Raw genomic sequence first — 22871 nt, forward strand, 5'->3', positions numbered from 1 at the left:
GTCACACCCATTCGGACGCGCTTCCTGACGATCGGCCGGGTACCACTGCCACCGCGGGGTCATGCATGCCACGATGTCCAACCGTGGGCGGTTACTCCGTCCGCGTTCCGCCGTGGTGTAAAGGCAGCACCTCAGATTTTGGTTCTGATGGTCCAGGTTCGATCCCTGGCGGCGGAGCTGTCCGCGCACGGCGGGCACGCTTTGGTTCCGATGAAGGTGGACAGCCACGTGGATGGCGGCGAGCGAGAAGATTCGAGACTCGACGCTGACCGACCCGCGTTGGACGACCGCTCCGACGCGTGGCTGGTCGGCCGCGCCCGGGAGCTGCTCGCGATCACGCAGGCCGGTGTACGGGTCGAGGCGGCCCGCAACGTCGCGGCGGGCGACGAGATCGCGAACGTCGGCACGATCCACGAGATGGACCACCTCCTCAGACAGGCCCGCAGACGGGACGAGCCACGGCTGGTCGGCCAGCTGCTGCGTGCCGCGACCGTGATCCGCGTGATCGACAGCGAGTCCGCGGAGTCGGCGGGCGACATGGTCGAGGAGTTCCTTTCCCACGCCCGCCGCAACAAGCTCCTCGTGCTGGAGGCCGACGCGCACGCGCTGGCCGGCACCCGCCTGCTGCTGACCGGCGAGGAGGACGACGCGCTGTCCGAGGTCGCGGTCGGCCTCGCGATGATCGACGAGAAGATCCCGCCGGACCCGATGTTCGGCAGCCGCACATGGCACGTGCTGATGACCTCCACGCTCATGGACCTCGGCACCGTCCTCGCCCAGCTCGGCGTGTACGAGGTCGCCGACCAGGTGATGAAGAGGGCGAACCGGCACATCCGGGGCGGCGTCGGCTCCCACGACATCTCCATGCACCTGCTCACCCGCACCCGCCTGCAGCTCGGCTGGGGCCTGCGCCTCGAGCGCGCGGGCGAGGCCGCCGAGGCCGCGGTCCACTTCGCGGAGGCCGCGGCCATGGCGGGCGACATCGAACTGCCGTTCCGCGAGTCGCTGTTCCGCCGCATGCCCGACCGGTCGGCCGCCGACCAGGTCCCGGTCATCGGCTCCGCGCACGCGCTCGGCAACCCCAGCGGCGAGCACCTCGACCGGCTCTACGGGCTGCTGGGCCTGGCTCCGCAACGCGAGCTGATCTTCGTCGGCATCGCGCTCGCCCGCTGCCTCGAACACACCGGGCACCTCGAGGAAGCCATCACGACCCTCGGTGACGTGCAGAAACGGCTCCACAGCGCGCAGGCGGAGCAGGGGCTGTACCTGTGCCTGATCCGCGAGTTCGCGCGGCTGTCCAGCCTCGCGGGCGGCGACGACGGCGGCGAGCGGACCACCAGCGCGCTGCAGATGTACGTGGCGGAGCTGGAGGCGCAGCTGTCCGACCAGCGGCTGTCCCGCAAGACCACGCTCGATACCCGCCGCGAGCACGAACGGCTGTCCCGCAAGCACGGCACGGTCGCCCGCCAGGCACTGCAGGACCCGCTGACCGGCCTGCCGAACCGGCGCGCGCTGGACGAACGGCTCGAGGAGCTGTCCACACAGGTCGGCGAGAAGCCACTCGCGATCGCGCTGGTCGACCTCGACAGGTTCAAGAACGTCAATGACCAGTTGTCCCACGCCGACGGCGACGACGTGCTGCGGGTGATCGCCAGCACGGTCCGCGACACGCTGCGCGGCTCGGACATGGTGGCCCGCTACGGCGGCGACGAGTTCATCGTGCTGCTGCCCGGCGCGCCACTGGAGCCGGCCGCCGCCGCGCTGCGCCGTGCCGCCGACGCGGTGCAGGGGCTCCCGCTGGACCTCTCGCACGGCGTCACACTCTCGGTCGGCGTGGTGTCGCTCCGTCCCGGGGAAACCGCGGCCCGTGTGCTCGCCCGCGCGGACGCCGCCATGTACCAGGCGAAACGCAAGGGCGGCAACGACGTGGTCGCCATCTCCGACGCCGCGCCCGAGGACGAACCGGACACGGCGGAGTCCGTCGAGGAGTACTCGGGCGACCCTGCGTAGGTGGTCGCTGGAGACCCGTAGGATCGAGATCCGGGGCCGGACGACCGGTCCTCGGAATCGATCACGCGCCAAGGGAGACGGCTGATATGCCGGAGGGCTCGTCCGGGCTCGGAGAAGTCAGCACGATCATCCTCGCCGCCGGTGAGGGCACCAGGATGCGGTCACGCACCCCCAAGGTGCTGCACCGGATGGCCGGCCGCTCGCTCGTCGAGCACGCCGTCCGCGCCGCCGCCGGGCTGCGCCCCGCCCGCGTCGCGGTGGTCGTCGGTCACGGCCGCGACGCCGTCACCGAACACCTCACCGAGGTCGAGAAGAACATCGTCGCGACCATCACCGTCGCGGTCCAGGAGGAGCAGCACGGCACCGGCCACGCGGTCCGCTGCGCGCTCGACGTGCTGCCCGCGACCCTCACCGGCACCGTGCTCGTGACCTACGGCGACGCGCCGCTGCTCGACACCACCACCCTGTCCGCGCTGCTCGCCGAGCACGGGGAGAAGGGCAACGCGGTCACCGTGCTGACCGCCGAGGTCGCCGACCCGCGCGGCTACGGCCGCATCGTGCGGGACGACGACGGCACGGTCGCGGCGATCGTCGAGCAGAAGGACGCCACGCCGGAGCAGGCGGCCATCGCCGAGATCAACTCGGGGGTGTACGCGTTCGACGCCGCGGTGCTGGCCGACGCGCTAGGGCGCCTGTCCACCGACAACTCCCAGGGCGAGCAGTACCTCACCGACGTGCTCGCCATCGCCCGCGGCGACGGGCACCGCTGCGGCTCGTGGACCTGCACCGACCCGTGGCTGGTCGAGGGCGTCAACGACCGCGTGCAGCTCGCGACGCTGGGCAGGGAGATGAACCGGCGCCTCACCGAGCAGTGGATGCGCGCGGGCGTCACCATGACCGACCCGGCCACGGTGTGGCTGGACGCGGGCGTCGAGCTGGCCCGCGACGTGGTGCTGGAGCCGAACGTGCAGCTGCGCGGCACCACCGCCGTCGGTGAGGGCGCGACCATCGGCCCGGACACCACGCTGACCGACGTGCGCGTCGGCGCGGCGGCGAAGGTGGTGCGCACGCACGGCAGCGAGTCGGCGATCGGCGACGGCGCGAACGTCGGCCCCTACGCCTACCTGCGGCCCGGCACGGTGCTGGGCGACAAGGGCAAGATCGGTACGTTCGTCGAGGTCAAGAACTCCGAGATCGGCACCGGCACGAAGGTGCCGCACCTCTCCTACGTCGGCGACGCCACCATCGGCGATTACTCCAACATCGGCGCCGCGAGCGTGTTCGTGAACTACGACGGAGTGACCAAGCGCCGCACGACCGTGGGGTCACACACGCGCACCGGCTGCGACAACATGTTCGTCGCGCCGGTCAACGTGGGCGACGGCGCGTACAGCGGGGCGGGGGCCGTGCTGAGGGACGACGTTCCGCCTGGCGCGCTCGCCGTGTCCGCGGGCTCGCAGCGCAACATCGAGGGCTGGGTGCTGCGCAAGCGGCCGGGCACGCCGGCGGCGGACGCCGCCCGGCGCGCTTTGGGCATCACGTCCGAGTCGGAGGAGTCATCATCATGAACGCCAAGATCGGCACGCCGAAGAAGAACCTGATGTTCTTCTCCGGGCGGGCGCACCCCGAGCTCGCCGAGGAGGTCGCGAAGCACCTCAACGTGTCGATCACGCCGCAGTCGGCCTACGACTTCGCGAACGGCGAGATCTTCGTCCGGTTCGAGGAGTCGGTCCGCGGCTGCGACGCGTTCGTGATCCAGAGCCACTGCGTGCCCATCAACCAGTGGGTCATGGAACAGCTGATCATGGTCGACGCGCTGAAGCGGGCGTCGGCCAAGCGGATCACCGTGATCATGCCGTTCTACCCGTACGCACGGCAGGACAAGAAGCACAAGGGCCGCGAGCCGATCTCGGCCCGGCTCATCGCCGACCTGTTCAAGACCGCCGGCGCGGACCGGATCATGACCGTCGACCTGCACACCGCGCAGATCCAGGGCTTCTTCGACGGCCCGGTGGACCACCTGTTCGCACAGACGCTGCTGTCGCGCTACGTGAAGGACCAGTACGGCACCGACAACGTGACGGTCGTGTCGCCGGACGCCGGACGCACGAAGCTGGCGGAGAAGTGGGCGGACGACCTCGGCGGCGTGCCGATCGCGTTCATCCACAAGACCCGCGACCCGCTACGGCCCAACGAGGTCGTCGCCAACCGCGTGGTCGGCGAGGTGCGCGACCGGCTGTGCGTGGTGATCGACGACATGGTCGACACCGGCGGCACCATCGCGAAGGCCGTGGACCAGCTGCTTGACGAGGGTGCCGCCGACGTGGTCGTGGCCGCGTCGCACGGCGTGCTGTCCGGCCCGGCGCCGGAGCGGTTGTCGTCGTGCGGGGCGAAGGAGGTCGTGTTCACCAACACGCTCCCGATCCCCGACGAGAAGCGCTTCCCGAAGCTGACCGTCCTGTCGATCGCGCCGCTGCTGGCACGGGCCATCCAGGAGGTCTTCGAGGACGGCTCGGTGACCAGCCTGTTCGACGGCAACGCCTGAGCGGTCCGTCGCATGCGGAGGGTCGTGGTCCTCGGCCGGGGCGGTGCTGGCAAGTCGACCCTCGCCGCCCGCCTCGGTACCGCGCTGGACCTGCCGGTCGTCGAGCTGGACAAGCACTTCTGGCCGCCGGATCTGACGCCCATGGCCAAGGATCGGTGGGCGGAGGTCCAGCGCGGGCTCGTGCGGGACGCGCGGTGGGTGCTCGACGGCGATCTCGGCCCCTACGACGTGCTGCCCGTACGGCTGCGGGCCGCCGACACCGTGGTCGTGCTGGACTTCCCGCTCTGGCGGTGCGCGTGGCGGGCCCTGCGCAGGTCACGCGAGAACCGGGCGTTCTGGCACTGGCTGCTCACCTACCGGCGCCGCGGCCTCCCCGTGGTGCTGGCCGCGGTCGGCGAGCACGCGGGCGGCGCTGCGGTCCACCGGCTCCGCGGCCCCGCCGCCATCGAGCGGTTTCTCGCCTCGGCCGCCAACGCGTGAATGTTCCGCAAGGGACCCCGATACCCTTGCGGAACATGGCCGCGTAGACTACCGGGGTTGCCTCGGCGAGGGCGGGCGTCCAGCCCGGCGTGATCGACGCGGCGGCTTGACTGCCGCGCGCTCATATCTCGTCGCCGCAGGTCGCCGCCGCCCCCAAGGTTCATGTAGCAAGGAGTGCACCACCGTGTCCGAGGTCCGTCTCGCTGCCGAAGCCCGTACCGAGTTCGGCAAGGGCGCCGCGCGCCGCACCCGTCGCGCCGGCAAGATCCCCGCGGTGCTCTACGGCCACGGTTCCGACCCGAAGCACCTGGCCCTGCCGGCGCTCGAGTTCGCCCGCGTCGTCCGTGAGCACGGTCAGAACGCCGTACTGACGCTGGAGATCGACAGCTCCAGCGAGCTGGCGCTCACGAAGACCGTCACCACCCACCCGATCAAGAACTACATCGAGCACGTCGACCTGCTGCTGGTTCAGCGCGGCGAGAAGATCTCGGTCGACGTGCCGGTCGTCATCACCGGTGAGGCCACTCCCGGCACGCTCGTCACCCAGGACGCGACCACCATCGAGGTGTCCGTCGAGGCGCTGCACATCCCGGAGCAGTTCGAGGTGTCCGTCAACGGTGTCGAGGCCGGCACGCAGATCCTCGCGAAGGACGTCACGCTGCCGTCGGGTGCCGAGCTGGTGACCGACCCCGACACGCTGATCGTGGCCGTGAACACGGCCCCGACCGCGGGCGAGATGGACGGCGGCGAGCCGGAGGAAGAGGACACGGCCGAGGTGCCTGCCACCGCCGAGTCCACCGAGGACTGAGAGTTCACTGACCGGGCGGTCCCTTCTGGGGCCGCCCGGCTAGCGTTTCAGGCATGACTTCCGCCTCCGCTGACGAGCCGGTCCTGGTCGTGGGACTCGGCAACCCCGGGCCGCGCTATGTCGCCAACCGGCACAACGTGGGTTTTCTCGTGGTCGACGAGCTCGCGGCCCGCGTCGGCGGCAAGTTCAAGGCACACAAGGCCGGCGCCGAGGTGCTGGAGTGCAGGCTGGGCGGCCGCCGGGCGGTGCTGGCGAAACCACGGTCGTTCATGAACGTCTCGGGCGGCCCGGTGGTGGGTACGGCCCGGTTCTACAAGATCGATCCCGCGCAGGTGGTCGTCGTCCACGACGAGCTGGACCTGCCGTACGCGGCGGTGCGCCTGAAGCTCGGCGGCGGCGAGAACGGCCACAACGGTCTGCGTTCGATTTCCAAAAGCCTCGGCACGCGCGACTACCTGCGGGTACGGTTCGGCATCGGACGACCGCCGGGACGCATGGATCCCGCCGACTTCGTGTTGCGGGATTTCTCGGCCACAGAACGCAAAGAGCTCGCGCTGTCCGTCGACCACTGCGCCGACGCGACGGAGGCGCTGGTGAGCAAGGGCCTGGAGGCGGCTCAGAACCTCTTCCACGCTCGCTAGGGAGCACCCGATGGACGTGCCTTTAACCCCGATCGTGGTCGACGTGGTGACCTTCGACCGGGCCCCACTCGGCCGCCGCGGCTACCACGAGGACCAGGTCGACGACTTCCTCGACCGCGTGCAGGCCACGCTCGCCGGCAGGGACTCCCTCACCGCCCGCGAGGTCCGCGAGGTCGAGTTCGACGCGGCGCCGTTCATCCGGCGCGGGTACCACGAGGATCAGGTGGACGAGTTCCTCGACCTCGTGGTGGAGGAACTGGACCGTCGCTCGGGTGGCACGCCCCCAGGCTTTCCCGCCGCGGGCGGCCCAGGCTCGGGCGGAACGCTCCCGGGCGGCTTCCCCACCGCGAATGGCACGCCCGGCTCAGGCTGGAGGCCCGGGTCCCCGGGACAGCACGGCCGCGACACCGGCGGAACACCCCCGGGCGGCCACCTCACCGCGAACGGCACACCCAACACGAGCGGCCAACACGACACCGGCCGCAACCCCAACTCAAGCAGCACACCCTCCGGCGGCTTCCCCAACGCGAGCAACACCCACACCACGGGCGGACCCACCACGGGCAGCCAACACGGCCGCGACACCGGCGAAACGCCCCCAGGCAACTACCCCACGGCGAACGGCACACCCAACACGAGTGGCCAACACGACACCGGCCGCAACCCCAGCCCAGGCGGAAAACCCCCGGGCGGCTACCCCACCACGAACAACACCCCCACCACAGGCGGCCCCGGCGCGGGCCAACACGGCCGCAACCCCAGCCCAGGCGGGACACCCCCGGGCGGCTTTCCCACCGCGAACGGCACACCCGGCTCAGGCTGGCGGCGCGGCTTCGGCGCAGGCCGCGAGCCCGGCTCGGGTGGGACGCCGCCGCGTGGCCTGCCTGCCGGGAGTGGCACGAACGCCGCAGGCGGAATGCCTGGCCAGGCCAGGGCCAGACCGTTCAACCAGGACGAGGCGTCCGCGAGTGAGTCGAAGTTCTCGGGTGGTGCGACGGCCGCCTGGGTGCCGTTCTCGGCGAGTCAGCCGCGGCAGGTGCCGCCGCCGACGCCTGCCGAGCTGACGAATCCGATGCTGTTCGCGCAGCCGCCATCCATGCCGCCGTCCATGCCATCGCCGAGTACGGAGCCCTTGAAGCGGGAGGATGGGGCGGCCTCCGGCCCCCCGAATCCCAGCGTACCGGCGGACACCGACGAAACCGGCGTTCCTCCCGAGCCGGAGCCGGACGAGAGTCCCATTCATACGCCTTCGGTCGAGGTGCCCGCGTCGGTGGAGGCTGGGCAGGCGGCATCGGCCTTCCGTGCGGCAGCCATGTCGGAGGTGGTCGAGCCGGAGCCACCAGCAGCACCGGCCGCCGACACCCCGCAAGCGGAAGCCGCGGCCGCCGAAGCGGAAGCCGCTCCCGACGAGGCGTCGTTGCCGTTCCCTCCAGCGCCACCTGGTGAACCCGGCTACGCACCCGCCGATGTGGCGCGCCTGATGACGCTGCTCACGACCGCACCGGATCGCGAGCAGCTCGCCGACCTCACCTTCACCCTCACCGGCACCGGCGGCTATCACACCGGCGCCGTCGACGCTCTCCGTCAGGTCTGGCTCGACGCCCTGCCTACGAAGCGGCCTTGATCGACTCCGCCAGCTGCTCGCCGGCCGCGGCTCGGCGGAGCTTGCCCGACGGGGTCTTCGGCAGCGTTCCCGCCGGTAGCACCAGCACCGCCGACGGGCGGGCGTTCACCGCCTCGAAGACTCGTGCGCCGACGTTCTTGCGCAGCGCCTTCTCCTTCTCCGCGTCGCCGGCGAACTTCGACTCCACCACCACCGCGAACCGTTCGCGACGGGTGCCCGCGTCAAGGCGGACCGCCACCGCGTTGCCCGCACGCACACCGTCCACAGAGGTCGCCGCGCGTTCGATGTCCGTCGGATAGATGTTGCGGCCCGCCAGGATGATCACGTCCTTCGCGCGGCCGCAGATGACGATCTCACCGTCCACTATGTACCCGAGGTCGCCGGTCGGTAACCAGCCGTCGTCGTTCAGCGTCGCCAGCGGACCGTCGACCGTCAGGTAGCCGGGCGTCACCGACGGACCACGGACCTGGATCTCGCCCACCTCGCGTTCCGACACGACCGCACCGGATGACACCGACACGATCCTCGCGTCGAAACCGTCCAGTGGCGGGCCCAGAATCGCGAACGTCCTGCGGGACGACTCGTCGGTGTCGGCCGGGACCGGGACCGCGCGGTTCTCCTCCTCGAGCGACACCGCGTCCAGGTGGTCCAGTCGCATGCCGATCATGGGACTGGCAAAGGAGATCGCGAGCGTGCCCTCCGCCATGCCGTACGCCGGGAACACGCACTCGGCAGGCATCTTGAAGCGGGCGCCCGCGGTCACGAACGCCGCCACCGCCTTCTCGTCGATGGGTTCCGCGCCGTTCAGGGCGATCCGCAGCTTCGAAAGGTCGTACCCCGCGTCGTCGTCCTCGCCGCCGAGGCGGCGGCCCAGCAGTGCGTACGCGAAGTTCGGGGCGGCGGTGATCGTGCCGCCGTACTTCGTGATCAGCTTCGCCCACAGCAGCGGCCCGGTGAGAAAGTCGACCGGCGTGACCTTGACCAGCTCGATCCCCCACGCCATGGGTGTGGTGTAGAAGCCGACCATGCCCATGTCGTGGAACATCGGCAGCCACGACACCATCACGTCGTGCTCGGGGTCGAGCTCGGCGCGGTCGGCCATCGCGGAGATGTTCGCCAGCAGGTTGCCGTGGGTGATCCGCACGGCCTTCGGGTCGGCGGTCGAGCCACTGGTCAGCTGTAGCAGCGCCGGTGCGTCCTCGTCGACCTCGACGAACGTCTCGAGCGGGGTGCCCTCGGCCAGGTCGCTGATCAGCAGGTAGCCGATGCCGTGCTGCTCCAGGACCGGCGCGAGCTGGTCGAACGGGTCGCCGAGCAGCACCAGCTTCGACCCGATCATGTTGAGCACCCGCACGGTGTCCTCTGCCCACAGCCCGAGATCCGAGCGCGGCGTCGGCTGGTGCAGCATCGTGACGCTGCCCCCCGCCAGCCACACCGCCTGCACGGCCGGGCCGATCTCGGCAGGGGCCGCGGCGAGCACCGCCACCGCGTCGCCGCGCGCGAGGCCGTGGGCGGCGAGCGCACCCGCCATCGCTTTGGCCTGCTCATGGACCTGGGCCCACGTGGTGTGCACCGGTGTGCCGGGCTCGCCCGTGGTGACTCCGCGCCGCTGGCCACCATCACCGGCGGTGGCGACCAGCTTGTCGACGAAACGACTCATGTGCCAAGCCTAGATGGGGCTATTCGGCCACGTCCGCCACGTCCAGCCAACGTTGCTCGACCGTCGACTTCTCCGCGAGGACGGTGCGCAGCTCGGCGTCCAGCGCCAGCAGCCGCTCCGCGTCCGTCGCGGCCGCCGCGAGCGCCTCGTGCAGCTCCACCTCACGCGTGGACAGCTTGTCCAGCTGCCGTTCCAGCCGCGCCAGCTCCTTCTGCGCGGCCCGCCGCTCGGTGGCGCCGGACCTCGGGCGGTCCTCGGCGGGCGGCGCCTTCTGCGTGGGTGCCGCGAGCGCCGCGTCCCGGCGGGCCAGGTACTCGTCGATGCCGCCCGGCAGGTCGGTGATCAGCCCGTCACCGAGCAGCGCGACGACCGTGTCGCACACGCGCTCCACCAGGTACCGGTCGTGTGACACCACGACCAGCGTGCCCGGCCACGAGTCGAGCAGATCTTCCAGCTGCTGCAGCGTGTCGATGTCGAGGTCGTTGGTCGGCTCGTCGAGCAGCAGCACGTTCGGCTCGGCCATGAGCAGCCGCGCGATCTGCAGGCGCCGCCGCTCGCCGCCGGACAGTTCCGAGACCGGCGTCCACTGGCGCGCGGCCGGGAACCCGAAGCGTTCCGCGAGCTGTGACGCCGACATCTCCTGCTTGCCGAGCGTCACGCGGCGCGCGACCTCCTCGACCGCCTCCAGCACCCGCAGCGTGCCCGGCAGGTCGTGCAGTTCCTGCGACAGGTACGCCGAGCGCACGGTCTGGCCCTGGATCCGCTTGCCGGACTCCGGTTCGCGCTCACCGGCCAACAGCCGCAGCAGAGTCGTCTTGCCGGACCCGTTGACGCCGACGAGGCCGATGCGGTCACCGGGCCCGATCCGCCAGGTCTGGTTCTCGACGAGGAGCTTGTCGCCCGCGCGGAGCGTGACGTCCTCCAGCTCCAGCACGGTGCGGCCGAGCCGCCGCTTCGCGAACGCCAGCAGCTCGACGGAGTCCCGGGGCGGCGGCACGTCGGCGATCAGGGTCTCGGCGGCCTCGATCCGGTACTTCGGCTTGGACGTGCGTGCCGGCGGGCCGCGCCGCAACCACGCGAGCTCCTTGGCGGCCAGGTTGCGCCGCTTCTCCTCGAGGGTGGCGGCGAGCCGGGCACGTTCTGCGCGGGCGAACACCCAGTCGGCGTACCCGCCCTCGTACTGCTCGACCTTGCCGCCGACGACCTCCCAGGTGCGGGTGCAGACGGTGTCCAGGAACCAGCGGTCGTGGGTGACGACGACGAGCGCGGAGCCGCGCGCGAGCAGGTGGTCGGCGAGCCAGCGCACCCCCTCGACGTCGAGGTGGTTGGTGGGCTCGTCGAGGATCAGCAGGTCGAGCTCCTGGACGAGCGCGGCGGCGAGCGCGACGCGGCGCCGCTCCCCGCCGGACATGTCCCTGACGGGCGAGTCGAGCCCGAACGCGGTGATGCCGAGGCCGCCGAGGATCGAGCGGGCGCGCGGGTCGGCGGCCCACTCGTGCTCCTCGGTGATGCCGAGCGGGTCGAGCACGGCGTGGCGGACCGTCGAGTCCTCGGGCAGCTCGGTGCGCTGCGTGACGACGGCCTGCCGCAGCCCGCGGACGCGGCTCACCCGCCCGTCGTCCGGCGGCTCGATCCCGGCCATGACCTCCAGCAGGGTGGTCTTGCCGCCCCCGTTGAGACCGACGACGCCGATGCGGTCACCCGCGCCGACACCGAGTGAGACGCCATCGAGCAGCGGCTTCACGCCGTAGCTCTTGGCGACCGTCTCGAGGTTGACCAGGTTGACCACGAACAGGAACGTTACCGATCCCGCCAGGGTGCTCGTCATGCGCCCGCGACCCGCGCCGGTGAGGTCAGGCGTGCACCTGCGGCGGCGCGGCGCGTGGTTCGTCGTCGCCGCCGATGACGCGGGCGCCCGGGACCGGGCCGTGGACCACGCGGACGGTGCGGCACACGCCCGCACCCGACAGCTCGGCCGCCACCCGCAGGGCGTCGTCGGCGTCCGCGCACAGGAAGGCACACGTCGGGCCGGAGCCGGAGACGATGCCCGCGAGCGCGCCCGCCGCCACCCCGGCGCGCAGCGTGCGCCGCAGGCCCGGTCGCAGTGAGACCGCCGCCGCCTGGAGGTCGTTGCCCAGCAACAGGGCCAGCTGGCGCGGGTCGCCCGACGCGAGTGCCTCCAGCACCGGCTCGACCTCGCCGACGCGGGGCGGCTCGCCCTCGGCCCGGAGCCGGTCCAGCTCGCCGTAGACCTTCGGGGTCGCCAGGCCGCCGCGGGCGAACGCGAGCACCCAGTGGTAGGTGTGGCGCGAGAGCACCGGCACGATGGCCTCGCCCCGGCCCGTGCCGAGCGCGGTGCCGCCGTGCAGCATGAACGGCACGTCGCTGCCGAGGTTGGCGGCGACCCCGGCCAGTTCGTCGCGGCCGATCTCCAGCTTCCACAGGTTCGCGAGCCCCACCAGGGTGGCCGCCGCGTCGGCGCTGCCGCCCGCCATGCCGCCGGACACCGGGATGCCCTTGCGGATCAGCACGCGCACCTTCAGCTCGCCGACGTCGCGGCCGACGTGGCGCGCCAGCTCCTCCACGGCCCGCCACGCCAGGTTCGCCCCGTTGGTCGGCACCGCCGACGCGCCTTCGCCCTGGACCTCGACGCCCGGCTCGTCGGCGACGGCGACCGTCACCTCGTCGGTGAGCGACAGCGACTGGAAGACGGTCGTCAACTCGTGGAAACCGTCCCTGCGCAGGTCGCCAACGGCCAGGTACAGGTTCACCTTCGACGGCACCCGGACGGTCACCGGGCGGGGCACAACCGCAAGCACGCAATCAAGCCTACGGCCCTGTCCGACCACCACCCGGACCGGCCGTTTATGCCGCCGCGACCGCCCGGGGTCCGGTGAGCGCACGCTGGACATATGCGCCCCGCTCGGCGAGCCAGCCCAGCGCCGCGTCGGTCCGGTCACCGGTGATGCCGAGGCGGAACCGTGCCACCGGCGTCTCACCGATCTTGGTCACGCCGCCGCCCGCCACGGTGATCTCGGTGGCGAACCGGCTCGCGGCCTCCGGCAGCAGCGCGCCGATCGAGGCGAAGCCCACCAGCACGATGTCCGCGACACCGGGCGCGGTGGTCTCGATCGCGGGCAGCACCGACCGCGCGACGCGGCTGTCGGGGTCCTGCACGAGGTCGAGCAGCCTGCCCTGTTCGAGGATGCGGCCGTCCTCCAGCACCGCGACGTCGTCGGCGATCTTGCGGACCACACCGGCGTCGGTCGTGGCGACCAGGACGGTCGCGCCAAGCTCGGCGCGGGCCCGGTCGAGCACGGCGAGCACACCGGCGGCGCCGGTGGCGTCCAGGCCGCCGGTCGGGTCGTCGGCCAGCACCACGGTCGGCTCGCCGACGAGCGCACGCGCGATCGCGATCCGCTGCCGCTGGCCCGCGGTGAGCTGGTCGGGGTAGATGGCGGCCTTGTCGGTGAGCCCGATCAGGTCGAGCAGCTTGCCGACCTTCTCGCGGCGGCGAGGACCGTCCACGCCCGCCTGCTCGAGCGGGAGCGCGATGTTGCCCGCCGCGGTGCGCTGCGCGAGGAGCGACTCGCCTGCCGGGACGACGCCGATGCGCGAGCGGGCCGCGCGGAGGCTGCGCGGGTCGAGCGCCGCGGTGTTGAGCCCGTCGAGGCGGAAGACACCGCTGTCGGGACGCTCGCGGAGGGCGAGCACGCGGGCGAGGGTGGACTTGCCGGACCCGGCGGGGCCCACGACGCCGGCGATCACACCGGCTTCGACGTTCAGGCTGACGTCATCCAGCGCGACCACGGCGCCGGTAGTACTTCGGAACGACTTGGTCAGGTTCTCAAGGGTGATCACGATGTGTGCTCCAGAGCAGGCGCGCGCGGAGCCGGGCTCTCGCGCGTGAAGGTGAGGTGGCCCCACGGTCGGGGCTCAGGGGAGTCGGCTGGCTCGAATCAGCTTCAGATCGATGAGCGCATGCAACGACAGCCCGTGACCGTGCGCTTGCACTGGTCGATGACCCGCCTGGTGGTGAGGATCTGCACCGTTCTCACTCCTCCATCGCTCCTGGCGGTAGCACCTGCCCGCGGTGGGTGGTTGCTGCGGCGTCTCAGAGCCAGGTCTCTCGGCCGCTCGGGATGGAAATCTGCAAGTAGTACACCTGACGAACCCACTACTTCGCAACCCACGCCGTGCCGAATTGAGTCCTGATATTCGGAGGATCACATCCCTTACGGCCGGCCCTTACCCGCCATTCGGGTGATGGCGGCGTACTCACCGACCGTGATCGTTTCCCCGCGCGAGGTCGGTTCGACCCCCGCCCGGGTGAGGATGTCGGCGGCCCGGTCGGCCGTTCCCGCCCAGGTCGCGAGCGCTGCCCGGAGGGTCTTGCGGCGCTGCGCGAAGGCAGCGTCCACCAGGGAGAACACCGCTGCGCGGTCGCCTTCCGGCGGCTCGCGGCGGGTGAGGAGGACGAGCGCGGAGTCGACGTTGGGGACGGGCCAGAAGACGCTCCTCGGCACCGTCGCGACCCGGCGCGCCTCGGCGTACCAGGCGATCTTGACGCTGGGGATGCCGTAGACCTTGGAACCGGGGCCCGCTGCCATCCGGTCGGCGACCTCGGCCTGGACCATCACCAGAGCGCGGCGCATCGTCGGCAGCTCGGCGAGCAGGTGCAGCACGACGGGCACGGAGACGTTGTAGGGCAGGTTCGCGACGAGTGCCGTCGGGTTGCGGAGCTGGTCGGCGGTGGCCCGGAGCGCGTCGGCGTTGACGACGGTGAGCCGGTCGGCGATGGCGGGCGCGCGTTCCGCGACGGTCCTCGGGAGACGCTCCGCGAGGACGGGGTCGATCTCGACGGCCACGACCTCGCGGACGGCGGGGAGCAGGGCCAGGGTCAGCGAGCCGAGGCCAGGGCCGACCTCGAGGACGGTGTCGTCGGCGGTCACGCCCGCTGCGGTCACGATGCGGCGCACGGTGTTGGGGTCGTGGACGAAGTTCTGGCCGAGCTTCTTCGTGGGGCGGACGTCCAGCGCCGCGGCCAGCCGCCGGATCTCGGCGGGCCCGAGGAGGGCACTCACGTCAGCCTCAGTCACCCGCGAAGCGTAGCCAGCCCCGCTCGCGACGCGGCTGTGGGCCGGTCCCTGAACGGGAGCCGGCCCACAGTGCCTGGAACCAGGGGGTCTACGTCGGCAGGCCGAGCTTGCTGGCGCAGTGCGGCCATGCGCCGTAGCCGCCGCGGTTGTCGCGGACCTTGGTCGCGATCGCGATCTGCTGCTCACGGCTCGCCTGGTGCGGGTACTCGGCGTACATGCCGCCGCCGTTGGCGTCCCAGGTGCTCTTGTTGAACTGCAGGCCGCCGTAGTAGCCGTTGCCGGTGTTGATGGCCCAGTTGCCGGTGGCCTCGCAGTGCGCGAGCCGGTCCCACACCTCGCCGTCCGAGATGACCGGGACCGGGGGCTCCTTGGTGCCGACGCGGACGACCTTGGGCTTGGCTTCCTTGGTGACCTTGGAGCCGATCTCCTCGCGACCGGTCTCCTTGCCGTTCTTCACGGTGATGCGGTAGGTCGCGATGCGCTCGCCCTCGGCACCCGGGTCGACGACGACCTCGGTGCCCTCGTCGGCGTTCGGGTCCTCGATCTCCTGGACCGGCGGCTCGACCTTCTCGGTCTGGTTGATGACCGTGACGCCGTTGCGGGTGATCCGCACCTCGGCACCGTCGGTGATCTTGAGGTCCGAGGCCGGGGTGATGGTGTCCTCGGGACCGAGCGAGAGCTTCAGGTCCTTGAGCAGCTCACCGGCGGTGACCGCGTTGGTCTTCATCCCCTTCGGGGCGTTGCCGCCGTCGAAGAACGTGATGTTCTTGAGGGTCTTGACCTCGAGCGACATCCCGTTGAGGGGGATCTCGTGGTTCTCGTCGTGCGAGAGCTTCGCGCCCTCGGTCGACAGGTTCAGCTGCTGCAGCGCCTCGCCGACGGTGGTGGAGCGGACCCACAGGTCCCGCTTCTCGCCGTCGATCGTCATGTGGATCTGGCGGCCGCGCTGGAGGACGATCTTGCCGTCGTCGTTGATCGCGGCGGAGGGGGACGGGGAGAGCGCGTCGTGACTGCCGACGGCGATGCCCTCGTCCTCGAGCACCTCGCCGACCGTGTCGGCGTACGTGCTGACCTGGTGGGCCTCACCGTCGATGTCGACCGTGACGGACTTGTTCATCGCGATCGCCGCGGCACCGCCGCCGATCAGCGACACCAGGATCGAGGCGATGGTCGCCTTGAGGACCGACTTCTTCCAGCGCCTGATGCCGGTGACGACCTCGGGCGGAGCATCGTCGGTCTCGGTCAGCGGCAGCGCGTACGCGCGCCCGTCCGGCGTCAGTGCGTCCGGGATGACGGGCAGGACGGTGGTCTCGGCGTTGATCAGCCGGATGAGCTCGTCGACGTCGACGTCGGCCGCCGCCATGAGCTCGTCGGCCTGCGGGCCGAGCGCGACCCGGACGTCCTGGTCCGTGATCGCGAGGGAGCCGGAGTAGGCGCTCTCGTCGGCGTCCGGCAGCTCGTGGAAGTCGGGGAACTCGGAACGCCACGCACGGAAGTCCCCGTCGAGGACTGCGGTGCTGGTGGCCGCGCCGGCTACGACCGGGGTGAACCAATCGGTGTCGGCGAAGCCGTTACCAACCGGTCTGTTTCCGGAACCAGTCACTGGGTCGATACCTCCAGAAGGCCGTAGCCGTGCCCATCTACTGCGCGGCATACGCGCTTTCGTTTGTTACGACTCCCCGCGGCTGGCCACCGGTCCCCGACCAACTCCGGCCTCACCACGGGCTTTCCCCCCGAACATCCTCGTCCTGGGTACGGTCACGGGACAGTAACGGTGACGGGCAGGTTGCGCAAACACTTCGATGGGTGTCGTGATCCTGCTCACTCCACGAATGGAGTAGCGAGCGTCACCCGATCGTTGTAACGCTCACCCTTCGCGATCAAAGGGTTCACTGGACGTAGCCCCGGAGAGTTCGAACACGCGTTCAGCGGTCGCGGTGACCTCGGCGGCCAGCTCCGCCACATCGACCTTCCTGAGCTGCGCAATGGCACGGGCCGTGTACGCGGCGCAGTACGGCTCGTTCGGCCTGCCGCGGAACGGATGCGGCGTCAGGAACGGCGCGTCGGTCTCGATGAGGATCTGGTAAGTGGGAATGAGTGCGGCCGCGTCACGTTGGGGCTGCGCGTTGCGAAATGTGACGGTTCCCGCGAACGACAGCACGTACCCCTTGTCGGCGCACCGGCGGGCGAACTCCGCGTCCCCGGAGAAGCAGTGGAAGACGACCTTCTCCGGCGCCCCCTCCTCCTCCAGGATGCGGTAGATGTCCTCGTGGGCGTCCCGGTCGTGGATCATCAGCGGCTTGCCGACCCGCTTGGCGAGGTCGATGTGCCAGCGGAACGCCTCCTGCTGCGCCTCCGGCGGCGAGTAGTCCCAGTAGTAGTCGAGACCGGTCTCCCCCACGGCCACCACGCGCGGCTGCCGGGCGAGGGCCTCGATCTCGGCGCGGTCGGCGTCGGTGAACGCCGCCGTGCGCGTCGGGTGGACCGCGACGGCCGCCCACACGCGCTCGTCCCACGTCGCGGCCCGCGCGGCCCACCGAGCCGCCGCGAGGTCGTCCGCGACCGTCACGACCCGTGTCACGCCCGCCGACGCTGCCCGGTCGACCAGCTCGGCGACGCCTGCCGCGTCCTTGGCGCCACAGGCGTCCAGGTGCGTGTGGGCGTCGACGATGGGCACGGGGAGCGCCTCCGGGACCGGAGGACGCTCCCCTTCACGCTTGCCCATCAGCTGACGACCGGCGCCCACTCCGGCCCGGTCTCGCCGAGCTTGGGGTCCAGCTTCGTGAACAGCGGGGACGGCTTGTCCAGCGGACGGCCGACCTCGATGGGCGTCGAGGACCACGTCGCCTGCTCGCCCGCGTAGTCACCGGTCAGGATCGGGTTGATCTGGCCGGGCACGTCGAGGTCCTCGACGTCGCGCTGCTCAGGCTGCGCCGCCCACACACCGGTGCCGCCCAGCGCCTCGTGGATCTTCTGCGAGGCGTGCGGCAGGAAGGGGGTCAGCAGCGTGTTGGCGTCCTGCACGACCTGCAACGCGGTGTGCAGGATCGTGTCGCGGCGGGCCACGTCGTCCTTGCGCTTCCACGGCTCCTGGTCGGAGATGTACTTGTTCGCCGCGCTGACCACGCGCATGGCCTCCGACGCGGCCTGCTTGAACCGCGAGCTCCGCAGGTGGTCGCCCACGACGGTGAACGCACCCCGCGACAACGCCTTGAGCGTCTCGTCGTCGTCGGTGAGCGCGGTCGGGTTCGGGATGGCGCCGACGTTCTTGTGCGCCATCGAGATCGACCGGTTGACCAGGTTGCCCCACTCGTTGGCCAGCTCGAAGTTGGTGCGGCGGACGAACTCCTCCCACGTGAAGTCGACGTCCTGGGTCTCGGGGCCCGCGACCGAGATGAAGTAGCGCAGGCTGTCCGGCCCGAACTCACGCAGGAAGTCGTGCACGTAGATGACGGTGCCCCTGGAGGTCGAGAACTTGGCGCCGCTCATCTTCAGGAACTCCGACGACACCACCTCGGTCGGCAGGTTCAGCGTGCCGAAGGAGCCCGGCTCGCCGCCCTTGTCGCCCGCGCCGTTCTGGCCGAGCAGCAGCGACGGCCAGATCAGTGAGTGGAAGACGATGTTGTCCTTGCCCATGAAGTAGTAACCCTGGGCGTCGGGGTTGGTCCAGAACTCCTGCCACGCGTCGTCGTCGCCGGTCCTGCGGGCCCACTCGACGGACGCCGACAGGTAACCGATGACGGCGTCGAACCACACGTAGAACCGCTTCATCGGCCGGTCGCTCCACCCGTCCAGGGGGATCGGCACACCCCAGTCGAGGTCGCGGGTGATGGCGCGGGGCTTGAGGTCGCCGAGCAGGTTCTGACTGAACTTGAGCACGTTCGGCCGCCAGTCCTGCCGGGACTGGAGGTAGGTCCCCAGCGAGCCGGCGAACGACGGCAGGTCGAGGAACAGGTGCTCTGTCTCGACGAACTCCGGCGTCTCACCGTTGATCTTCGAGCGCGGGTTCTTGAGATCGGCGGGGTCTAGCTGGTTGCCGCAGTTGTCGCACTGGTCGCCGCGGGCGCTCTCGTAGCCGCAGATGGGGCAGGTGCCCTCGATGTAACGGTCGGGCAGCGTGCGGCCGGTCGACGGGCTGATGGCGCCGAGCTGGGTCTTCGGGATGACGTATCCGTTGCGCCACAACGCCTTGAACAGGTCCTGCACGACCTTGTAGTGGTTGCCCGTCGTGGTGCGGGTGAACAGGTCGTAGGACAGCCCGAGCCCCTGCAGGTCGCCACCGATCTGGCGGGAGTACTTGTCGACGGTCTGCTGCGGCGTCGCGTTCTCCTTGTCGGCCTGGACCTGGATCGGCGTGCCGTGCTCGTCGGTACCGGACACCATGAGCACCTTGTGCCCGGCCATGCGCATGTACCGGGAGAAGACGTCGGACGGGACTCCGAATCCGGACACATGACCGATGTGGCGGGGACCGTTGGCGTAGGGCCAGGCCACCGCTGTCAGCACGGGGTTGCTCATGTCGGAATAGCCTACGGAGCAGCGTCTACCGAGTTCGAACGGGTTGCAGGGAGGCAGGGGTGTCGGCCACGCGGTTGCTGGTGCTCGGGGTCGTGCGCATGTACGGCAGTGCGCACGGGTACCAGGTGCGGCGTGAGCTGCTGTCCTGGTCCGCGGACAAGTGGGCGAACGTCGCGCCCGGGTCGATCTACCACGCGCTGAAGAAGATGGAGACCGACCGGCTGCTGGAGGTGGTCCCGACCGACGACCAGCCCGGCGGCCCGGACCGCACCGCCTACCGGCTCACGCCGGACGGCGAGACCGAGTTCCAGCTGCTGCTCGCCAAGTACCTGGCGGAGAGCGACGACTCGGCGCAGGGCGCGTACCGGCTGGCCGCCGCGGTGACGTTCCTGCCCGCGCTGCCGAGGGCGAAGGCGCTGAGCCTGTTGCGCCACCGGATCACCCAGCTCGCCGGGCAGCGGGCGAGCGCGCGGGACCTGCTGGAGCACGGGTCGGGCTGGGGCCAGCCGGAACACGTCGGGGAGCTGTACCGGTTGTGGCTGGCGTCGATGGACGCGACGGACGAGTGGCTGCGCGGGCTGGTGGCGCGCCTCGAGTCCGGCGGCTACGTGATGGCGGACGACGGGGAAGCCGCCTTCGGCACGCCAACTAAACAAGTTTGACTAACGCACGCCACAGGGTCATGCTGTCCGCGCTCTAGTCAAACTTGACTACGAAAGGACAGGCATGATCGAAGCACGCGGTCTCGCGCGGACCTTCAAGGCCCGGGGCCGTGACGTCGAGGCCGTACGAGGGGTCGACCTCGACGTCCACGCCGGTGAGCTGGTCGGGTTCCTCGGCCCCAACGGGGCGGGCAAGACCACCACACTGCGCATGCTCACCACCCTCCTGCGCCCCACCGCGGGGACCGCGACGGTCGGCGGCGTCGACCTGCTCGCCGACCCGGTCGGGGTGCGCAAGAAGATCGGGTACGTGGCCCAGGGCGGCGGCACCGCGCCCGAGTGCCGGGTGATCGAGGAGATCGAGATCCAGGGCCGGTTCTACGGGCTGTCCAAGGCGGAAGCCGTCCGGCGCGGCGCGGAGCTGTCCGAACAGCTCGACATCGCCGGCCTCGAACAGCGGTTCGTGCGCACGCTGTCCGGCGGCCAGAAGCGGCGGCTGGACATCGCGCTCGGGCTGATCCACTCCCCCGGCCTCGTGTTCCTCGACGAGCCGACCACCGGGCTCGATCCGCAGAGCAGGGCGAACCTGTGGGAGCACATCCGCGCCCTGCGGGCAGCACACGGCGTGACCGTCTTCCTCACCACGCACTACCTCGAGGAAGCCGACTCGCTGTGCGACCGGATCCTCGTGATCGACAACGGCAGGATCGTCGCGGAGGGGAGGCCCGACGAGCTGAAGGCACAGGTGTCCGGCGACGGTGTCGCGGTCGACGTGCCCGCCGAGTCGGTCGCCGACGCGGCCGAGGTCGCGGCCCAGCTGCCCGGCGCCACCGACGTGACGACCGTGGAGAACACCGTGCGCTTCCGGGTGCCACGCGGCGACACCGCGCTGCCAGAACTGCTGCGCGCGCTCGACGGGAAGGGGATCCCGATGACCTCGCTGCAGGTGCAGCGGCCGTCGCTGGACGACGTGTTCCTGACCATGACCGGGCGCTCCCTTCGCGACGCGGAAGGGGCTGCCGATGTTGCTTGACACCTGGCTGGTCTTCCGCCGCCACATGGCGATCTCGCTGCGCAACCCCGCGTGGGTGCTGATCGGGATCATGCAGCCGCTGCTGTACCTGATGCTGTTCGGGCCGCTGATGGAGAAGATCGTCTCCTCGACGCCCGGCTTCCCACCCGGTGACAGCTGGCAGATCCTCGCGCCCGCGCTGCTGGTGCAGCTCGGGTTGTTCGGCAGCCTGTTCGCCGGGTTCGCGCTGCTGAGCGACCTGCGCAACGGGGTCGTCGAACGACTTCGGGTGACGCCGGTGTCGCGGCTGGCGCTGCTGCTGGGCCGCGTCCTGCACGACACCGTCCAGCTGGTGGTGCAGGCGCTTTTGCTGTTGCTGGTGGCCTACCTGGTGTTCGGCATGCGTGCGCCGGTCAGCGGGGTGCTGCTGTGCCTGATCATGGTGATGCTGCTGGCGGTCACGCTGTCCTCGGCGTCGTACGCGATGGCGTTGCTGGTGCGCAACGAGGAGGCGTTCCCCGCGCTGCTCACCACGATCTCGGTGCCGTTGCTGCTGCTCACCGGCATTCTGATCCCGATCACCACGGACCTCGCGCCGCGATGGCTGTACGTGCTGTCGCGGATCAACCCGTTCGCACACGTGATGGACGCCGAACGCGCGTCGTTCCGGGGTGACTTCTCCGTGGACGGCCTGCTCACCGGCAGTGTCGTGCTGTTGGTGATCACCGTGCTCGCCGTGTGGTGGGGCGCGCGGACCTTCCAGAAGGAGAACACCTAGCGGTTGACGGCCCGCAGGCCCTCCGGGGTGTAGCGGGCGCCGGACACCGCGCCTGCCGGGATGGCCGACGTGATCTCCGCCAGCTGGCCCTCGGTCAGCGTCACGTCGGCCGCGCCCGCGTTCTCCTCCAGGTACTTCACCCGCTTGGTGCCCGGGATCGGCGCGACGTGCTCGTCCTGCGCGAGCAGCCACGCGAGCGCCACCTGGACCGGCGTCACACCGAGGGTCTTCGCGACGCCGTGGACACGTTCCGCCAGCGCGATGTTGCTGGCCAGGTTCTCGCCCTGGAACTGCGGCAGGCCGCGGCGGAAGTCGTCGTCTGGCAGGTTGCGCATCGTGTCGAGGTCGCCGGTCAGCATGCCGCGGCCCACCGGCGAGTACGGCACGACGCCCACGCCCAGCTCGATCGCGGTCGGCAGGACCGCGGCCGCGAAGTCGCGGTTGAACAGCGAGTACTCCGACTGCAGGGCGGTGATCGGGTGCACCGCGTGCGCCTTGCGTAGCGTCTCCGCGTTCACCTCGGACAGGCCGAGGTGGCGCACCTTGCCCTCGGTCACCAGCTCCGCCATCGCGCCGACGGTGTCCTCGATCGGCACGTCCGGGTCGCGCCGGTGCAGGTAGTAGAGGTCGATCGTGTCCACGCCGAGCCGGGTCAGTGACCGGTCGATCGCGCCGAGGACGTACTCCGGACTGCCGTCGACCTCGACCACCCCGCCGCCCACGATGCGGCGGATGCCGAACTTGGTGGCCAGCACCACCTGGTCGCGGCGGTCCGCGATGGCGCGGCCCACCAGCTCCTCGTTGTGGCCCTCGCCATAGACGTCGGCCGTGTCGAGGAAGGTCACGCCCAGCTCGATCGCACGGTGGACGACCCCGATCGACTCGGTGTCGTCGGCAGGCCCGTAGATCTGCGACATGCCCATGCAGCCGAGCCCGAGTGCCGAAACCTCCAGGTCACCGAGCGTGCGCTTGTCCACGTGCTCCTCCTCCGGTGTGGGTGTCGATTCCACCCAACACCCTGGAGCGCACTCCAG

19 protein-coding genes, 1 tRNA gene and 1 riboswitch are annotated in these 22871 nt (G+C 70.7%); of the genes, 11 read left to right on the plus strand and 9 right to left on the minus strand.

Going from position 1 to position 22871, the window contains the following annotated elements:
• Positions 1–106 precede the first annotated feature (106 nt).
• From WBA97_RS03230 to WBA97_RS03265, 8 genes are all read left to right on the plus strand, one after another.
• Positions 107–177, plus strand: a tRNA-Gln gene (locus WBA97_RS03230).
• On the plus strand, positions 148–2010 hold the full coding sequence (locus WBA97_RS03235) for a GGDEF domain-containing protein (RefSeq protein WP_424229143.1): 1863 nt from the start codon (positions 148–150) through the stop codon (positions 2008–2010). The genes WBA97_RS03230 and WBA97_RS03235 overlap by 30 nt, the downstream gene beginning before the upstream one ends.
• A gap of 86 nt (positions 2011–2096) precedes the next feature.
• Positions 2097–3578, plus strand: a complete 1482-nt coding sequence (gene glmU / locus WBA97_RS03240) for a bifunctional UDP-N-acetylglucosamine diphosphorylase/glucosamine-1-phosphate N-acetyltransferase GlmU (protein ID WP_424229144.1) — start codon at positions 2097–2099, stop codon at positions 3576–3578.
• The gene (locus WBA97_RS03245) at positions 3575–4555 is read left to right on the plus strand and encodes a ribose-phosphate diphosphokinase (RefSeq protein WP_424229145.1); all 981 of its coding nucleotides are present in this window, start codon (positions 3575–3577) and stop codon (positions 4553–4555) included. Before glmU ends, WBA97_RS03245 begins: the two co-directional genes overlap by 4 nt.
• Positions 4556–4567: 12 nt before the next feature.
• On the plus strand, positions 4568–5035 hold the full coding sequence (locus WBA97_RS03250; RefSeq protein ID WP_424229146.1) for a DNA topology modulation protein FlaR: 468 nt from the start codon (positions 4568–4570) through the stop codon (positions 5033–5035).
• A gap of 184 nt (positions 5036–5219) precedes the next feature.
• Positions 5220–5843: a 50S ribosomal protein L25/general stress protein Ctc gene (locus tag WBA97_RS03255; protein ID WP_424229147.1), complete on the plus strand. Its 624-nt coding sequence runs from the start codon at positions 5220–5222 to the stop codon at positions 5841–5843.
• A gap of 53 nt (positions 5844–5896) precedes the next feature.
• Positions 5897–6484, plus strand: a complete 588-nt coding sequence (gene pth / locus WBA97_RS03260; RefSeq protein ID WP_424229148.1) for an aminoacyl-tRNA hydrolase — start codon at positions 5897–5899, stop codon at positions 6482–6484.
• 10 nt (positions 6485–6494) lie between these two features.
• Entirely contained in the window at positions 6495–8108 is a 1614-nt protein-coding gene (locus tag WBA97_RS03265; RefSeq protein WP_424229149.1) for a DivIVA domain-containing protein, read from the plus strand.
• On the opposite strand, the gene WBA97_RS03270 is transcribed toward WBA97_RS03265, so the two are convergent.
• From WBA97_RS03270 to metG, 8 genes are all read right to left on the minus strand, one after another.
• Positions 8092–9768 (minus strand): fatty acyl-AMP ligase, encoded by a 1677-nt coding sequence (locus WBA97_RS03270; protein ID WP_424229150.1) that lies wholly within the window; start codon positions 9766–9768, stop codon positions 8092–8094. The two genes, WBA97_RS03265 and WBA97_RS03270, sit on opposite strands and share 17 nt — an antisense overlap.
• Positions 9769–9787: 19 nt before the next feature.
• Entirely contained in the window at positions 9788–11557 is a 1770-nt protein-coding gene (locus WBA97_RS03275) for an ABC-F family ATP-binding cassette domain-containing protein (RefSeq protein WP_424229171.1), read from the minus strand.
• A gap of 64 nt (positions 11558–11621) precedes the next feature.
• A complete protein-coding gene (locus WBA97_RS03280) occupies positions 11622–12587 on the minus strand; it encodes a 4-(cytidine 5'-diphospho)-2-C-methyl-D-erythritol kinase (protein ID WP_424229151.1) in 966 nt (321 codons plus the stop codon).
• Positions 12588–12633: 46 nt separating this feature from the next.
• The gene (locus WBA97_RS03285) at positions 12634–13629 is read right to left on the minus strand and encodes a methionine ABC transporter ATP-binding protein (RefSeq protein ID WP_424229152.1); all 996 of its coding nucleotides are present in this window, start codon (positions 13627–13629) and stop codon (positions 12634–12636) included.
• Between the two features lie 198 nt (positions 13630–13827).
• Positions 13828–13917, minus strand: a riboswitch (SAM riboswitch).
• A gap of 86 nt (positions 13918–14003) precedes the next feature.
• A complete protein-coding gene (gene rsmA / locus WBA97_RS03290) occupies positions 14004–14867 on the minus strand; it encodes a 16S rRNA (adenine(1518)-N(6)/adenine(1519)-N(6))-dimethyltransferase RsmA (protein WP_424229153.1) in 864 nt (287 codons plus the stop codon).
• A gap of 88 nt (positions 14868–14955) precedes the next feature.
• Positions 14956–16521: a transglycosylase family protein gene (locus tag WBA97_RS03295; RefSeq protein ID WP_424229154.1), complete on the minus strand. Its 1566-nt coding sequence runs from the start codon at positions 16519–16521 to the stop codon at positions 14956–14958.
• 213 nt (positions 16522–16734) lie between these two features.
• Positions 16735–17592 carry a TatD family hydrolase gene (locus tag WBA97_RS03300; protein WP_424229155.1) on the minus strand — a complete coding sequence of 286 codons (858 nt, stop codon included), beginning with the start codon at positions 17590–17592 and terminating at the stop codon, positions 16735–16737.
• A complete protein-coding gene (gene metG, locus WBA97_RS03305; protein ID WP_424229156.1) occupies positions 17592–19385 on the minus strand; it encodes a methionine--tRNA ligase in 1794 nt (597 codons plus the stop codon). Before metG ends, WBA97_RS03300 begins: the two co-directional genes overlap by 1 nt.
• Positions 19386–19444: 59 nt before the next feature.
• Between metG and WBA97_RS03310 the strand changes: the two genes are divergently transcribed.
• From WBA97_RS03310 to WBA97_RS03320, 3 genes are all read left to right on the plus strand, one after another.
• Complete coding sequence (locus WBA97_RS03310; protein ID WP_424229157.1) at positions 19445–20047, plus strand: PadR family transcriptional regulator; 603 nt, start codon at positions 19445–19447, stop codon at positions 20045–20047.
• A gap of 64 nt (positions 20048–20111) precedes the next feature.
• Positions 20112–21080: an ATP-binding cassette domain-containing protein gene (locus tag WBA97_RS03315; RefSeq protein ID WP_424229158.1), complete on the plus strand. Its 969-nt coding sequence runs from the start codon at positions 20112–20114 to the stop codon at positions 21078–21080.
• Entirely contained in the window at positions 21070–21837 is a 768-nt protein-coding gene (locus tag WBA97_RS03320; RefSeq protein WP_424229159.1) for an ABC transporter permease, read from the plus strand. The genes WBA97_RS03315 and WBA97_RS03320 overlap by 11 nt, the downstream gene beginning before the upstream one ends.
• Here WBA97_RS03320 and WBA97_RS03325 read toward each other — a convergent pair.
• Complete coding sequence (locus tag WBA97_RS03325; protein WP_424229160.1) at positions 21834–22847, minus strand: aldo/keto reductase; 1014 nt, start codon at positions 22845–22847, stop codon at positions 21834–21836. The genes WBA97_RS03320 and WBA97_RS03325 overlap by 4 nt on opposite strands.
• Between the last annotated feature and the right edge of the window lie 24 nt (positions 22848–22871).

Source organism: Actinophytocola sp. (genome assembly GCF_049647105.1).
Lineage (GTDB): Bacteria > Actinomycetota > Actinomycetes > Mycobacteriales > Pseudonocardiaceae > Actinophytocola.